The sequence below is a fragment of the Paraburkholderia dipogonis genome (assembly GCF_046027395.1).
Taxonomy (GTDB): Bacteria; Pseudomonadota; Gammaproteobacteria; order Burkholderiales; family Burkholderiaceae; genus Paraburkholderia; species Paraburkholderia dipogonis_A.
Genome location: NZ_JAQQEG010000013.1, coordinates 1 through 15,015, shown reverse-complemented (window position 1 = coordinate 15,015; position 15,015 = coordinate 1). Strand labels below are relative to the sequence as shown.

Genomic DNA, 15,015 nt, shown 5'->3' with positions numbered 1-15,015 from the left:
CGCTCACAGCTTGAACCCCCGTTAGCCGCGTTCGAATTCAAAGGAACCACCGTGCCGACTTCATCGCACACCGCCCGTCCGCTTATCGAAACCTTGCCGCCGCAACGCGTGCTCGCCGTCGACGATTTATCGGTCGCCTTCCGCAGCGGCGACACCACCTTCAACGCGGTGCGCAATCTGTCGCTGACGGTCGAGCGCGGCGAGACGCTGGCGATCGTCGGCGAATCGGGTTCGGGCAAATCGGTAACCTCGCTCGCGTTGATGCGGCTGATCGAGCACGGCGGTGGGCGCCTTGCCGGCGGCAGCATCGCTTTCCGGCGCCGCGACGGCAGCGTGCTCGACCTCGCAAAAGCGTCGTCCGGCACGATGCGTTCGATTCGCGGCGCCGACATCGCGATGATCTTTCAGGAGCCGATGACCTCGCTCAATCCGGTCTTCACGGTGGGCGATCAGATCAGCGAGGCGATCGCCTTGCATCAGGGCAAGAACCGCTCCGCCGCGCATGCCGAGACGCTGCGCCTGCTCGAACTCGTGCGCATTCCGGAAGCGCGGCGCGTGGCGGCGCGTTTTCCGCATCAACTGTCGGGCGGCATGCGTCAGCGCGTGATGATCGCAATGGCCCTGTCGTGCAAGCCAGCGTTGCTGATCGCCGACGAGCCGACCACCGCGCTCGACGTGACGATCCAGGCGCAGATCCTGCAATTGATTCGCGGCCTGCAGGACGAGATGAACATGGGCGTGATCTTCATTACGCACGACATGGGTGTAGTCGCCGAAGTGGCCGATCGCGTGCTGGTGATGTATCGCGGCGAGAAGGTGGAAGAGGGCGCGTCCGACGCGTTGTTCGCCGCGCCGTCGCATCCTTATACGAAGGCGTTGCTCGCTGCGGTGCCGCGACTCGGCGCGATGCAAGGCACCGATCAGCCTGCCAGGTTCCCGATCCTGACCGTCGAGCAGGCGAGTCTGAGCGGCGCGGACCAGGCCGTGCGTCCTGCTGCCGCCGTCGCCGAAGAAACGCAGCCGCTGGTGCAGGAAACCACGCCGCCGATTCTGCGGGTTCGCGATCTGGTCACGCGCTTTCCGGTCAAGAGCGGATTGTTCGGCCGCGTGACGGGCCGCGTGCACGCGGTGGAAAAAGTCAGCTTCGATTTGCGGCCTGGCGAAACGCTCGCGCTGGTCGGCGAATCGGGTTGCGGCAAATCGACCACGGGCCGCTCGCTGCTGCGTCTCGTCGAAAGTCAAAGCGGGTCGATCGAATTCAACGGCAAGGAAATCAGTTCGCTGACGGGGCCCGCATTGCAATCGCTGCGGCGCGATATCCAGTTCATTTTCCAGGACCCGTTTGCCTCGCTGAATCCGCGCCTGACGGTCGGCTTCTCGATCATGGAGCCGCTGCTCGTGCACGGCGTCGCGCAAGGCGCCGAAGCGCAGGCGCGCGTGGCGTGGCTGCTCGAAAAAGTCGGCTTGCCGCCCGAAGCCGCGCGGCGTTATCCGCACGAATTCTCCGGCGGTCAACGGCAACGCATCGCGATTGCACGCGCGCTGGCGTTGAACCCCAAAGTCGTGATCGCCGACGAATCCGTATCCGCACTCGACGTCTCGGTACAAGCGCAGATCGTCAACCTCATGCTCGATTTGCAGCGTGAACTCGGCGTCGCCTATCTGTTCATTTCGCACGACATGGCCGTGGTCGAACGTGTCAGTCATCGCGTCGCGGTGATGTATCTCGGCCAGATCGTCGAAATCGGTCCACGCCGCGCGGTGTTCGAAGCGCCGCAGCATCCGTACACGCGCAAGCTGATGGGCGCGGTGCCGGTCGCCGATCCGGCGCGCCGTCACGCGAAACGCATGCTCGCCGCCGATGAGATTCCTAGCCCGATCCGCGCGCTCAATGATGAACCGATCGTGGCGCCGCTCATTGCAGTCGGACCGGATCATTTCGTCGCCCAGCATCGTGTGGGCGGTGCGTACTAAAAACCTAAAGCAACACGCTTCTTCTCGCAGCATCACAACCTGTTTTCATTTCGCAGCCTGGAGCCAACCTCATGAACCTGCTGGTCCCGTCTTCTCCGTTTCGTTTGCGCGCGCTGGTCAGCGGCGGCGCGGTGGTGTTCGCGATGCTCGCGGGCAATGCGGCGCACGCCGACACCACGGCCGTGATGGCCGTCGCCTCGACCTTCACGACGCTCGATCCGTACGATGCCAACGACACGCTCTCGCAAGCCGTCGCCAAGTCGTTCTATCAGGGGTTGTTCGGCTTCGACAAGGACATGAAGCTGGTCAACGTGCTGGCCGATAGCTACGAAGCCAGCCCGGATGCGAAGGTCTACACGTTCAAGCTGCGCCACGGCGTGAAGTTCCAGGACGGCACCGACTTCAACGCCGCCGCGGTAAAGGCGAACTTCGACCGCGTCACCGATCCGGCGAACAAGCTCAAGCGCTACAACATGTTCAACCGCATCGAGAAGACCGAAGTGGTCGATCCGTACACGGTGAAGATCACGCTGAAGGCGCCGTTCTCGGCGTTCGTCAATGTGCTGGCGCATCCGTCGGCGGTGATGATTTCGCCGGACGCGCTGAAGAAGTACGGCAAGGACATCGCGTTCCATCCGGTCGGCACGGGTCCGTTCGAACTGGTGAAGTGGGATCCGGCGGGCGATCTGACGGTGAAGAAGTTCGCCGGCTACTGGAAGAAGGGCTACCCGAAGGTCGACGCGATCGACTGGAAGCCGGTGGTCGACAACAACACGCGCGCCGCGTTGATGCGGACCGGCGAAGCGGATTTCGCGTTCCAGGTGCCCTTCGAACAGGCGGCGCAATTGCAGTCGAGCCCGAAGGTCGATCTGATCGCGTCGCCATCGATTATTCAGCGCTATATCAGCCTGAATGTGAACCAGAAGCCGTTCGACAATCCGAAGGTGCGTGAAGCGCTGAACTACGCGGTCAACAAGGACGCACTCACCAAGGTCGTGTTCGCCGGTTACGCGACGCCGGCCGACGGCGTGGTGCCGCAAGGCGTCGACTACGCGGTGAAGCAGGGTCCGTGGCCGTACGATCCGGCCAAGGCGCGCGCGTTGCTGAAGGAAGCGGGTTATCCGAACGGTTTCGAAACCACGCTGTGGTCCGCTTATAACTACTCGACCGCGCAGAAGGTGATCCAGTTCGTGCAGCAGCAACTCGCGCAAGTGGGCATCAAGGCGCAGGTCGAAGCGCTCGAGGCGGGTCAACGCGTCGCCAAGGTGGAAAGTGCGCAGGACGCCGCGACGGCGCCGGTCCGTATGTACTACGCGGGCTGGTCGTCGTCGACGGGCGAAGCCGATTGGGCGATCACGCCGCTGCTCGCATCGGTCTCGTTCCCGCCGAAGATGGTCAACACGGCGTACTACAAGAACGACACCGTTGACAGCGATCTGAAGCAGGCGCTCGAAACCACCGACCGTGCGAAGAAAGCCGAGCTCTACACCGACGCACAAAAACGCATCTGGGCCGATGCCCCGTGGATCTTCCTCGTCAAGGAGAAGGTGGTGTACGCGCGCAGCAAGCGTCTGTCGGGTGCTTATGTCGCGCCGGACGGTTCGTTCAATTTCGACGAGATCGCGATCAAGTAATGAGCTGACCGTGCGCGCCGGCGTGTCGTTTCATTGGCACGCCGCACTGCACGGTCGCCTTGCCGCCGCACAAGATCTTTCGTTGCCCGCATCATTGCCGGATTGGATGTCATGCTGAACTTCCTCGTCAAACGTCTCTTTGGCCTGCTGCCGACGCTCTTCATCGTCGCCGTGCTGGTGTTCCTGTTCGTGCATCTGTTGCCGGGCGATCCTGCGCGGCTCGCCGCCGGTCCCGAAGCGGACGAGGCGACGGTCGCTTTGGTGCGCGCCGACCTCGGCCTGAACAAGCCGATGCCGCAGCAATTCGCCAGCTTCTTCATGAAGATCGCGCACGGCGACTTCGGCATCTCGACGCGCAGCAAGCGCCCGGTCAGCGAGGAAATCGGCGAGCGGTTCATGCCAACGCTGCTGCTCACGCTCGCCAGCATGGTGTGGGCGGTCGTGCTGGGCATGGGCATCGGCATCGTCTCGGCCGTGTGGCGCAACCGCTGGCCCGACCGGCTCGGCATGACGCTCGCGGTATCGGGCATTTCGTTTCCCGCATTCGCGCTCGGCATGCTGCTGATGGAGATTTTTTCGGTGAAGCTCGGCTGGCTGCCTATCGTTGGCGATGGTTCGTGGCAGAGCTACGTGTTGCCGTCGCTCACGCTCGGCGCGGCCGTCGCGGCGGTGATGGCGCGCTTCACCCGCGCGTCGTTCGTCGAAGTGATGAACGAAGACTTCGTGCGGACCGCGCGCGCCAAGGGCGTGCCCGAACGCCTCGTGATCGTTAAACACTGTCTGCGCAACGCGATGATTCCCGTCATCACGATGATGGGTCTCCAGTTCGGCTTTCTGCTGGGCGGATCGATCGTGGTCGAAGTGGTGTTCAACTGGCCGGGCCTCGGGCGCCTGCTGGTGGACGCGGTGTCGATGCGCGACTATCCGGTGATTCAGGCTGAAGTACTGCTGTTCTCGCTGGAATTCATCATCATCAATCTGGTCGTGGACGTGCTATACGCCGTGATCAACCCGACCATTCGTTTCAAGTGAGGCCCGCATGAGCACGACCGCCACCGAGCCGACCGCGGCGCAAGCCGCCAAAGCAGAACGCGCGATCCGCACGCCGTGGAGCGAGTTCTGGCGCAAATTCCGTAAGCAGCACGTGGCGCTCGGCGCCGGCATCTTCGTGCTGCTATTGATTGCGGTCGCGATCGCCGCGCCGCATATCGTGCCGTACGATCCGGAGAATTTCTTCGACTACGACGCGTTGAATGCCGGGCCGTCCGCGGCGCACTGGTTCGGCGTGGATTCGCTGGGCCGCGATATTTTCAGCCGCATTCTGGCGGGCTCGCGTATTTCGCTCGAAGCGGGCTTTCTGTCCGTTGCAATCGGCGCGGTGATCGGCACGTTTTTCGGCTTGCTGGCCGGCTACTATGAAGGCTGGTGGGATCGCATCACGATGCGCGTCGCCGACGTGCTGTTCGCCTTTCCCGGCATTCTGCTGGCCATCGGCGTGGTGGCGATTCTCGGCAACGGCATGATCAACGTGATCTGCGCGGTCGCGATTTTCAGCATTCCGGCGTTCGCACGGCTCGTGCGCGGCAATACGCTGATGCTCAAGCAGCTCACGTATATCGAGGCGGCGCGCAGCATCGGCGCGTCGGATTGGACGATCATCGTGCGGCACATTCTGCCGGGGACGATTTCGTCGGTGGTGGTGTACTTCACGATGCGTATCGGCACCTCGATCATCACCGCGGCGAGTTTGTCGTTTCTCGGGCTCGGCGCGCAACCGCCGATGCCGGAGTGGGGCGCCATGCTCAATGAAGCGCGTGCCGACATGGTCACGGCGCCGCATATCGCGCTGTTTCCGAGTCTGGCGATCTTCCTGACCGTGCTGGCGTTCAACCTGCTCGGAGACGGTTTGCGCGATGCGCTCGATCCGAAGCTCGACCGGCCATGAATTCGACTGAGTTTCAAAAGGCTCCGCATATCGGCACGTTGCCGGCGGGCTCGCTCGGCACGATTGCCGATGTGCAGGGCGTGACGATCGGACATTGCACGCTCGATCAGGGTGCCGTGCAAACCGGCGTGACCGTGATTCGTCCGCATGACGGCGATCCGTTTCTCGCGAAGGTGCCGGCGGCGGCGTCGATGATCAACGGGTTTGGCAAGAGCATCGGGCTCGTGCAAGTCGAGGAACTCGGCACGCTGGAGACGCCGATCGCGTTGACCAATACGTTCGGCGTTGCCGCCGTCGCGCAGGCGCAGATTCGCGCGGCCGTGCGCGCGAATCCGCAGATTGGGCGCGAGTGGTCGACTGTCAATCCATTGGTGTTCGAATGCAATGACGGGTATCTGAACGATATCCAGGCACTGGCCGTCACCGCGCAGCATTTCGACGATGCGTATGCAGCCGCCAGCGCGGATGTCGCAAGTGGATCGGTGGGCGCGGGCCGGGGCATGTCGTGTTTCGATCTGAAGGGCGGCATCGGCAATGCGTCGCGCGTGGTGAGCGTAGCGAGCCGTAGCTATACCGTCGGCGCACTCGTGCTGGCGAACTTCGGACGCCTGCCGATGCTGACCATCGACGGCGCGCCGCTCGGCCGTGTGCTGGCCGAACGTGCAGCCAAAGCGGCCAAAGCGGCGACAGCGCCGGCGACAAAACCCGAACAAGGCTCGATCATCATGATCGTCGCCACCGACGCGCCGCTCGACGCGCGCCAGCTCAAGCGTCTGTCATTGCGCGCGGCGGCGGGTCTCGCGCGCACCGGCTCGGTGTACGGCCACGGCAGCGGCGATATCGCACTCGCGTTTTCGACGGCCTATACCGTGCCGTGTGGCGCCGACTTCATCGCGCTCCCGCCGCTCGTCGCCGACGAGCGTCTGGACCCGCTCTTTCGCGCATGCGCAGACAGCGTCGAGCAGGCGATTCTCGATGCGTTGTGGAGCGCTGCGTCCGTGACTGGGCGCGACGGCCATCGACGTCTATCGCTGCGTGACAGCGTCCCCGATCTCGCCCAACTACTCAAACCCACTCCCTGATGAAAGTCCTCATTTCCACCGACATCGAAGGCATTGCCGGTGTGTTTCATCCTGAGCAAACGCGCGCGGGCAACGGCGAATACGAAGCGGCGCGCCGCTGGATGACGCTCGATGCCAACGCCGCGATCGAAGGCGCCTTCGCCGGCGGCGCGACGCAGGTATGGGTCAACGACTCTCACGGCGGCTTTCGCAATCTGCTGCCCGACCTGCTCGACGAGCGCGCCCAGGTGGTGCTCGGCAAACCGCGCACGCTCGGCATGATGGCCGGGCTCGAATACGGCGCGACGCTGGTCTTCATGATCGGCTATCACGCGATGTCACAAACGCGCGGCATCCTCGCGCATACCATCAACAGCTTTGCCTTCGCACGCGTGTTGCTGAATGGCGTCGAGGTCGGCGAGGCGGGCGTGTATGGCGCGCTGGCGGAAGAATATGGTGCACAGGTCGCGCTTTTATCCGGCGACGACGTCTTCGCCGAAGAAACCGCGCCGCGTTTTCCGGGCGCGCGATTTGTCGTCACCAAGAGCGCGACGGGGCATGCGAGCGGTGTCACGCAATCGCCGGCGAACGCGCGCGCTGCAATCGAAACCGCTGCGCGTGAGGTGATTCAGCAGCATCTCGCCAAAGGACGCGCACGAGAATCCACACGCGTCGAAGCGAAGCCCGTGGAATGCGAACTGCGCGTGCAAACCAGTGCGCTCGCCGATCTGTTCTGCCAATGGCCGACGCTCACGCGCGTCGATGCGGTCACGCTGCGCTTTAGCGCGGCGTCGGCGGAGCATGCGGTGCGCATGCTGAATTGCCTGTCGGCGATGTCGTTCATGCTGCGCTGATCGCGCGGCAACGGGCCGTCTTCCATGCGCGGCCATTTCACCACGCTTACAGCGGCGCCGTGACGGCACGTTTCGTGAGGAAGCGTTACTCTCCTGCATTCCGGAGGCAGCGTCTTTCTCACTGAGCGGAGTACAGCATGGGTAAGCAGACTATCGCGGATTATCTGGCCAAAACACTGGCGGCGGCGGACATCGAGCGAATCTGGGGCGTGACGGGCGACAGCCTGAACGGCCTGTCGGATAGCTTGCAACGCCTCGGTTCGATTCGCTGGATGCACACGCGCCACGAAGAAGTAGCCGCCTTCGCGGCCGGCGCCGATGCTGCCGCGACCGGCAAGCTCGCCGTCTGCGCGGGCAGTTGTGGTCCCGGCAATCTGCACCTGATCAACGGTCTGTATGACTGTCATCGCAACCATCAGCCTGTGCTCGCGATTGCCGCGCATATTCCGTCCTCGGAAATCGGCCTTGGCTACTTTCAGGAAACCCATCCGCAAGAGCTGTTCAAGGAGTGCAGTCATTACGTCGAGTTGGTGACGAATCCGTCGCAGTTTCCGCGCGTGCTGGCGCGCGCCATGCGCACCGCGATCGAAGAGCGCGGCGTTGCCGTGATCGTGCTGCCGGGCGATGTCGCGTTGGGCGATGCGCCCGAGGAAACGCCGGCGTGGGCCGGCACGCTGGAGCGTTCCACGGTGGTGCCGTCCGACGCGGATCTCGACCGGCTCGCCGATCTGCTCAACCAGGCGGGCGGCGTGACGCTGCTGTGCGGCAGCGGTTGCGCAGGCGCGCACGATGAAGTGGTCGCCTTCGCCGATCAACTCGCCGCGCCGACCGTGCATGCGCTGCGCGGCAAACAATACGTGGAGTGGGACAACCCGTTCGATGTCGGCATGACCGGGCTGATCGGCTTCAGCTCCGGCTATCACGCGATGATGTCGTGCGACACACTCGTGATGCTCGGCACCGATTTCCCGTATCGCAATTTCTATCCATCGCACGGCAACGTGGTGCAGATCGACCGGCGCGGCTCGGCACTCGGCAAGCGCGCGCCGTTGAAGCTCGGTCTGGTCGGCGATGTGAAGGCGACGTTGCAGGCGCTGACGCCGAGGCTCAAGCGCAAGACCGACCGGCGCTTCCTCGAGAATGCGCGCAAGCACTACGCGAACGCGCGCAAGGACCTCGACGACCTCGCGCGGCCGTCCGATCCGGGGCGCGCCATCCATCCGCAATACCTCACCAGCATCGTCGACAAAGTTGCGAACGAAGACGCGGTGTTCTCCGTCGACGTCGGCACGCCGACGCTCTGGGCAGCGCGTTATCTGACCATGAATGGCAAGCGCACGCTGCACGGCTCGTTCAATCACGGCTCGATGGCGAACGCGATGCCGCAGGCCTTGGGCGCGCAGGCAGCGGAGCCGGGCCGCCAGGTGATTTCGCTATCGGGCGACGGCGGCCTGTCGATGCTGCTCGGCGACCTGCTCACCGCGCGTCAGCTCAATCTGCCGATCAAGGTCGTGGTGTTCAACAACAGCACGCTTGGCTTCGTCGCGATGGAGATGAAGGCGGGAGGTTATCTCGAGGCCGGCACCGATCTGGCCACGACCGACTTCTCGGCGATCGCGCGCGGCGCGGGAATCTACGGTGTCCGAATCGAACTGTCGGAGAATATCGAACCGGCATTGCGCGAGGCATTCGCGCATCCGGGTCCGGCGGTGATCGACGTGGTGACCGCGAAGCACGAACTCGCGATGCCGCCGAAGATCCAGTGGGCGCAGGCCAAGGGCTTCAGCCTGTATATGCTGCGGGCTGTGCTGAACGGCCGCGGCGACGAGGTCGTCGAACTGGCGACGACCAATCTGCGTTGAATCGGGTTGAAGCGTATGGGCGGGTTGCACCGGCGTATGCGCGATGGCATTCGCGCATACGCCTGAACGGGACTACTGCTGCCGGCTCAATTCGCGCGCGGCGCGATCGATCACATCGGCGATCGCGCCCGCGTGCGACACGGGCGCCAGGTGGCTCGACGCCATTGGCACGATCTTGGCGCCCATCCGGTCGGCCATGAATTTTTCCACTTCCGGCGACACGGCCCGGTCCCGCGTCGTGAGCACATACCACGACGGTTTTTCCTTCCAGGCGACCTGGCTGACCGTTTCATTGAAGGCGCTCGCGGCGATCGGCACCTGCGCGGTGGCCAGCACGCGCGTCAGATTCTCGGGGACATCCGCGGCGAAGTCGGCGTGGTATTTCGTGCGATCGAGCCAGAGGAAGCCGCTCGAATCCTTCATGATGCCCTCGCCCGCGGGCGCCGGCGCGGCGCGCTTCATCAGATCCATGGTCGACTCGTGCAGGTCCGGCGCGATCGCCGCGACATACACGAGGCCGGCGACGTTCGGCGCGTTCGCGCCCGCCTCGGTAATCACGACGCCGCCCCACGAATGCCCCACCAGAATGGTCGGGCCGTTCTGACGCGCGAGGACGCGGCGGGTCGCGGCGACATCGTCGGCGAGGGAGGTGAGCGGATTCTGCACCGAGCTCACGTGATAGCCCTTCTGCTGCAATTTGGCGACCACGCCGTTCCAGCTCGATCCGTCGACGAACGCGCCGTGCACCAGCACGACGTTGCGCACCGGGCCGGTCATGGGCGCGGCGGGCGGCGGCGCGGCGGCGGCCTTGGCAGGCGGCGCGGCAGGCGCCATGCTCGGTGCCATGGGTGCCGGCGCCGGCGCCGGCGCTTCGGGCGCGCTTGCCTCCGTGCCTGACTCGTCGGCCGGCTCGGGCGCGGGCGCCATGCTCGGCGCCATGGTGGGCGCAGGCGCGGGCGTCGCGGCGGGCGCGGTGGTTTGAGCGAGCGCGGCGGCCCCCGTGAAGCAGAGACACAAAGCAGCGGCGCAAAGCAAACGTTTGGGCGACATGTTGAATCTCCGAAGGCTGAAAGCTCGACTAGGGCAACATACAGAAGCCCTGCGCCAGTGACAATCACTATCCTCGCCGTTAAGTGCGGCGCAGAACCAAGCGCGGGTTGCTCCCAGTATTTAGGCTTTATCGGCCACGGTAAAATTTCAGGTTCTGCCGGGCCGGACCACAAGTCCGGTCGGGTGATCGATATCCATACACTGGGGCGCAATGTTGAATAGTGCACAGCAGCAAGACGGCCTGAAGCGCGGGCTCAAGAATCGCCATATCCAGCTGATCGCGCTGGGCGGCGCGATCGGCACCGGCTTGTTTCTCGGCTCCGCCAGCGTGTTGCAGGCAGCCGGACCGTCGATGATTCTCGGCTACGCGATCGGCGGCATCATCGCCTTCATGATCATGCGGCAATTGGGCGAAATGGTGGCACAGGAGCCGGTGGCGGGTTCGTTCAGCCACTTCGCGTACAAATATTGGGGCGACTTTCCCGGCTTTCTGTCTGGCTGGAACTACTGGGTGCTGTACGTGCTCGTGAGTATGGCTGAGTTGACCGCCGTCGGCACCTATGTGCATTACTGGTGGCCCGGCGTGCCGACGTGGGTGTCGGCGCTGGTGTGCTTCGCTTTGATCAACGCGATCAATCTCGCGAACGTCAAAGCCTACGGCGAAACAGAGTTCTGGTTCGCGATCATCAAGGTCGTGGCGGTGATCGGCATGATCGTGTTCGGCGGCTATCTGCTGATCAGCGGCCACGGCGGGCCGCAAGCTTCGATCTCGAATCTTTGGGCCCATGGCGGCTTTTTCCCGCACGGGTTTCATGGTCTGTTCATGATGCTCGCGGTCATCATGTTTTCATTCGGCGGACTGGAGTTGATCGGCATTACGGCGGCGGAAGCCGACGAGCCGCAGAAGAGCATTCCGAAGGCCGTGAATCAGGTGATCTACCGGATTCTGATTTTCTACATCTGCTCGCTGGCGGTGTTGCTGTCGTTGTATCCGTGGAATGAAGTGGCGGCCGGCGGCAGTCCGTTCGTGATGATCTTCTCGCAGATCGGTTCGACGCTGACCGCGAACGTCCTCAACGTGGTGGTGTTGACCGCGGCGCTGTCGGTGTACAACAGCGGCGTGTATGCGAACAGCCGCATGCTGTACGGCCTCGCGGAGCAGGGCAATGCGCCGCGCGCGCTGATGAAGGTCGACCGGCGCGGCGTGCCGTATATGGCGATCGGGTTGTCGGCGCTCGCCACATTCACGTGTGTGATCGTCAATTACCTGATTCCGGCCGAAGCGCTCGGCTTGCTGATGGCGTTGGTGGTAGCGGCGCTGGTGCTCAACTGGGCGTTGATCAGCCTGACGCATCTGAAGTCGCGCAAGGCGATGGTCGCGGCGGGCGAGACGCTCGTGTTCAAGTCGTTCTGGTTCCCGGTCAGTAACTGGATCTGCCTTGCGTTCATGGCGCTGATCCTCGTGATTCTGGCGATGACGCCGGGTCTGTCGGTGTCGGTGTGGCTCGTGCCGGCGTGGCTGGTGGTGATGTGGGGCGGGTATGTATTCAAGCGCCGACGCGCGGCTGTGCAGTGCAGGGTGGGACGCGGGTGGTGGGGCGCTAAGTCATCTCGAATGGCGTGGGACGCGATATTTGCGCTCACGCCGTTTTGAGGGCGCTGAGGTTTTAGGCGGGCCAGAAACAACAAACCCCGCAAGCAGCATGCGCTGGCGGGGTTCGAGGAAATGCTGAAACGGCGGTACTTCGAATTCTTTGGTGCCCAGGGCCGGAATCGAACCGGCACGCCTTGCGGCGGGGGATTTTGAGTCCCCTGCGTCTACCAATTTCACCACCTGGGCAGGTCTTGCAGCGCACGCGTCGGAAGCTGGCGCGCGGCGAAGACGCAGATTATGGCCGAAAATTGGACGACGGGCAAGCCGGTTGCTTTCACCCGCTTCAAGGCCTTCAAACTGTGCGGGAAAATCGTTCGCGGGTGTGCTGTCCGAGGTAGCGATCGAACACCATCGCAATGTTGCGCACCAGCATGCGTCCGGCCAGCCGCACTTCGAGCTTGTCCGCTTCGAGCGACACCAGGCCGTCCTGCTCGAAGCCGCGCAAACGCTTCAGCTCCGGCTCGAATGTCTCGGCGAAGCGGATGCCATAAGCCGCTTCGAACTCGTCGAAGCGCAATTCCAGGTTGCACATCAGTTGCGTGATCACGTCGCGGCGCAGACGGTCGTCGGCGGAAAGGCGCACGCCGCGTGTGAGCGCAAGCTTGCCCGCATCGATCGCCGCGGCATAGCCCGGCAGATCCTTGACGTTCTGCGCGTACACGTCGCCGACCTTGCCGATCGACGACGCGCCGAAGCCGATCAGATCGCATTCCGCCCGCGTGCTATAGCCCTGGAAATTGCGGTGCAAGGTTCGCTGCGCTTGCGCGCGCGCGAGTTCGTCGGTGGGCAGCGCGAAGTGATCCATGCCGATGTACACATAGCCCGCGCCCGTCAGACGTTCGACTACTCGCTGCAGGATCGCGAGTCGCACTTCAGGTGAAGGCAGCATGGCAGGGTCCATCTGACGTTGCATCTTGAAGAGCTGCGGCATGTGCGCATAGGCAAACACCGAGAGACGATCGGGCGCGAGCGCGAGCATCGTGTCGAGCGTACGGCTGAAGCTCTCGACCGTTTGATGCGGCAGCCCGTAAATCAGATCGACACCGATCGAGTGAAAGCCGGTGTCGCGCGCGGCCTGCATCACCGAGGCGGTCATCTCGAGCGGCTGAATGCGGTTGATCGCCTGCTGCACGAGCGGATCGAAGTCCTGCACGCCGAGGCTCAGCCGGTTGAACCCCAGCTTGCGCAAATGCGCGATGGTCTCGGGGGATGCTTCGCGCGGATCGACTTCGATCGAATATTCGGCTTCGGCATCGGGCAGCAGCGTGAAGTGCTCGCGCGTGGCGGCCATCAGCTCGGCCGTTTCGTCGTGCGACAAAAAGGTCGGCGTGCCGCCGCCCCAATGCAATTGCGACACCGGACGCCGCGTGTCGAAACATGCCGCCTGCAAAGCCATTTCGCGTTTCAATCGATCGAGGTACGGACGCGCATGGGCGCGATTTTTCGTGGCGACCTTATTGCAACCGCAGTAGAAGCACACGGTGTCGCAAAACGGAATGTGGAAATACAGCGAGAGTTCCGTGGCCGACGCGCCCGTGTCGGCGGCAGCGCGAAAATAGTCGGCGGGATCGAAATCGTCGCGGAACTGCAGTGCGGTCGGATAGGACGTATACCGTGGGCCGTTCGCGCTGTATTTGGCGAGCAGGTCGGGGCGGAACAGCGTGTTGGCGATGGACATGAAGGACTCGAAGGCTGGCTGGCGGCCATCGGGGAAGAGGGGACCGCCGCGGTTCGCGCGACCGGATCGGCCCGCGCGGACGCCTCTTGCGTTTGGCCTTTAAGATCTTTCGAGTTTACGCGAGTGACCTTTCGCCCGATTGCGTAAAAAGGTCGCACGGAATGCGGTGGCACAATGCGGGTCTGATAATGCGTTGCCCGTTTTCGGGTCCAGGAAAAATGTCGTGAGTGATGTGCCGAACAGCGCCGTGAAGCGCGAGTCTCCGTTCCAAGTGGCGGGTCACGCGTGCCGCCCCGATTGCGGCGCGTGCTGTATTGCGCCGTCGATTTCGAGTCCGATTCCGGGCATGCCGAACGGCAAGCCGGCGGGCGTACGTTGCGCGCAGCTCGGCGACGATCTGCGCTGCGCGATCTTCGGTCAGCCGGAGCGGCCGGCGTGCTGTTCCGGTCTGCAACCGCAGATGGAAATGTGCGGCACGAACCGCGGCGAGGCGCTCGCGTGGCTCACGCAGCTTGAAATGCAAACTCAACCGCACGCGCAACCGGTGGCTCGCTGCTAACGCGCGCAAGCGAATCGCCGCAAACCGCAAACCACGAGCCGAAAACAAACAACGCAATCGCATGCCCGATCAGGTTTCCACAGGAGATTTCGCATGACTCGACCCGCTGCGCCGGCCCGGCGCCGCTTCCTGCTTGCTGCGCTGACAGGCTGTAGCGCGCTCGGCATTACCGTTTCGCTCGCGGCCTGCGCGACGTCGACTTTTCCGTTCATCCCTTCGCACTACACGTTCTCGCAGCAGCAGGTGCAGGACGCGGTGCAGCGTAAATTCCCGTATCAGCGCACGGTCTCGCAAGTGTTCGATGTCGCGCTGACCCATCCGGTGGTCGGATTGCTGCCGGACGTGAACCGCGTCTCGGTGAAGCTCGATGCACGCCTCGTGAGTCCCTTCATGCCGCAGCCGGTCGACGGCGTGTTTACGCTCTCGAGCGAACTGGCCTACGACGCCGCCAGCAAATCGGTCGTGCTCAAGTCGCCGAACGTCGACAATGTCAGTGTGAGCGGGCAGGCGCAGGCCTACACGCAGCAGATCAACGCCGCGGCGGCAGTGCTCGCCACGCAGTTGCTGACCAACTATCCGATCTACACCTTCAAGCCCGAACAACTGCAATTTGCCGGAGTGAATTACGAACCCGGTACAATCACCATCCTTACAAACGGCATACGCGTGCAAATCGTCGAAAAATGACGCGGCGCGCGGCCGGCAGGGCCGCGCGCTTTACGTGCCGGCCCTGTCGTTGCGCCT

The 15,015-nt window shown here is 63.6% G+C and carries 12 protein-coding genes and 1 tRNA gene; 10 read left to right on the top strand and 3 right to left on the bottom strand.

All coding sequences use genetic code 11. The features are described from left to right. Positions 1-51: 51 nt before the first annotated feature. The 7 genes from PQR32_RS14815 (at position 52) to poxB (ending at position 9,330) form a co-directional block, all read left to right on the top strand. The gene (locus PQR32_RS14815; RefSeq protein WP_408227810.1) at positions 52-1,974 is read left to right on the top strand and encodes a dipeptide ABC transporter ATP-binding protein; all 1,923 of its coding nucleotides are present in this window, start codon (positions 52-54) and stop codon (positions 1,972-1,974) included. A gap of 71 nt (positions 1,975-2,045) precedes the next feature. Next, positions 2,046-3,608, top strand: a complete 1,563-nt coding sequence (gene gsiB / locus PQR32_RS14810) for a glutathione ABC transporter substrate-binding protein GsiB (RefSeq protein WP_408227807.1) — start codon at positions 2,046-2,048, stop codon at positions 3,606-3,608. Between the two features lie 111 nt (positions 3,609-3,719). After that, on the top strand, positions 3,720-4,640 hold the full coding sequence (gene gsiC / locus PQR32_RS14805; RefSeq protein ID WP_408227804.1) for a glutathione ABC transporter permease GsiC: 921 nt from the start codon (positions 3,720-3,722) through the stop codon (positions 4,638-4,640). 7 nt (positions 4,641-4,647) lie between these two features. Further along, positions 4,648-5,553, top strand: a complete 906-nt coding sequence (gsiD, locus tag PQR32_RS14800; RefSeq protein ID WP_408227801.1) for a glutathione ABC transporter permease GsiD — start codon at positions 4,648-4,650, stop codon at positions 5,551-5,553. Then, positions 5,550-6,635: a DmpA family aminopeptidase gene (locus tag PQR32_RS14795; protein WP_408227798.1), complete on the top strand. Its 1,086-nt coding sequence runs from the start codon at positions 5,550-5,552 to the stop codon at positions 6,633-6,635. Before gsiD ends, PQR32_RS14795 begins: the two co-directional genes overlap by 4 nt. Then, the gene (locus PQR32_RS14790) at positions 6,635-7,468 is read left to right on the top strand and encodes a M55 family metallopeptidase (protein WP_408227795.1); all 834 of its coding nucleotides are present in this window, start codon (positions 6,635-6,637) and stop codon (positions 7,466-7,468) included. Before PQR32_RS14795 ends, PQR32_RS14790 begins: the two co-directional genes overlap by 1 nt. 137 nt (positions 7,469-7,605) lie before the next feature. Continuing rightward, on the top strand, positions 7,606-9,330 hold the full coding sequence (gene poxB / locus PQR32_RS14785) for a ubiquinone-dependent pyruvate dehydrogenase (RefSeq protein ID WP_408227792.1): 1,725 nt from the start codon (positions 7,606-7,608) through the stop codon (positions 9,328-9,330). A 72-nt stretch (positions 9,331-9,402) separates the two neighbouring features. On the opposite strand, the gene PQR32_RS14780 is transcribed toward poxB, so the two are convergent. Then, a complete protein-coding gene (locus tag PQR32_RS14780; protein WP_408227789.1) occupies positions 9,403-10,380 on the bottom strand; it encodes an alpha/beta fold hydrolase in 978 nt (325 codons plus the stop codon). Positions 10,381-10,594: 214 nt separating this feature from the next. On the opposite strand from PQR32_RS14780, the gene PQR32_RS14775 reads away from it, so the two are divergent. Beyond that, on the top strand, positions 10,595-12,034 hold the full coding sequence (locus tag PQR32_RS14775) for an amino acid permease (protein WP_408228237.1): 1,440 nt from the start codon (positions 10,595-10,597) through the stop codon (positions 12,032-12,034). A 101-nt stretch (positions 12,035-12,135) separates the two neighbouring features. On the opposite strand, the gene PQR32_RS14770 is transcribed toward PQR32_RS14775, so the two are convergent. Together PQR32_RS14770 and hemN are read right to left on the bottom strand one after the other, a co-directional pair. Then, positions 12,136-12,220 (bottom strand) — tRNA-Leu (locus PQR32_RS14770). 106 nt (positions 12,221-12,326) lie between these two features. Then, positions 12,327-13,712 carry an oxygen-independent coproporphyrinogen III oxidase gene (gene hemN / locus PQR32_RS14765; protein WP_408227786.1) on the bottom strand — a complete coding sequence of 462 codons (1,386 nt, stop codon included), beginning with the start codon at positions 13,710-13,712 and terminating at the stop codon, positions 12,327-12,329. Positions 13,713-13,935: 223 nt separating this feature from the next. Here hemN and PQR32_RS14760 point away from each other — a divergent pair, with 223 nt between their 5' ends. Both PQR32_RS14760 and PQR32_RS14755 read left to right on the top strand, forming a co-directional pair. Next, positions 13,936-14,271 (top strand): YkgJ family cysteine cluster protein, encoded by a 336-nt coding sequence (locus tag PQR32_RS14760; RefSeq protein WP_408227783.1) that lies wholly within the window; start codon positions 13,936-13,938, stop codon positions 14,269-14,271. Between the two features lie 93 nt (positions 14,272-14,364). After that, on the top strand, positions 14,365-14,958 hold the full coding sequence (locus tag PQR32_RS14755; protein ID WP_408227780.1) for a DUF1439 domain-containing protein: 594 nt from the start codon (positions 14,365-14,367) through the stop codon (positions 14,956-14,958). Positions 14,959-15,015 lie beyond the last annotated feature (57 nt).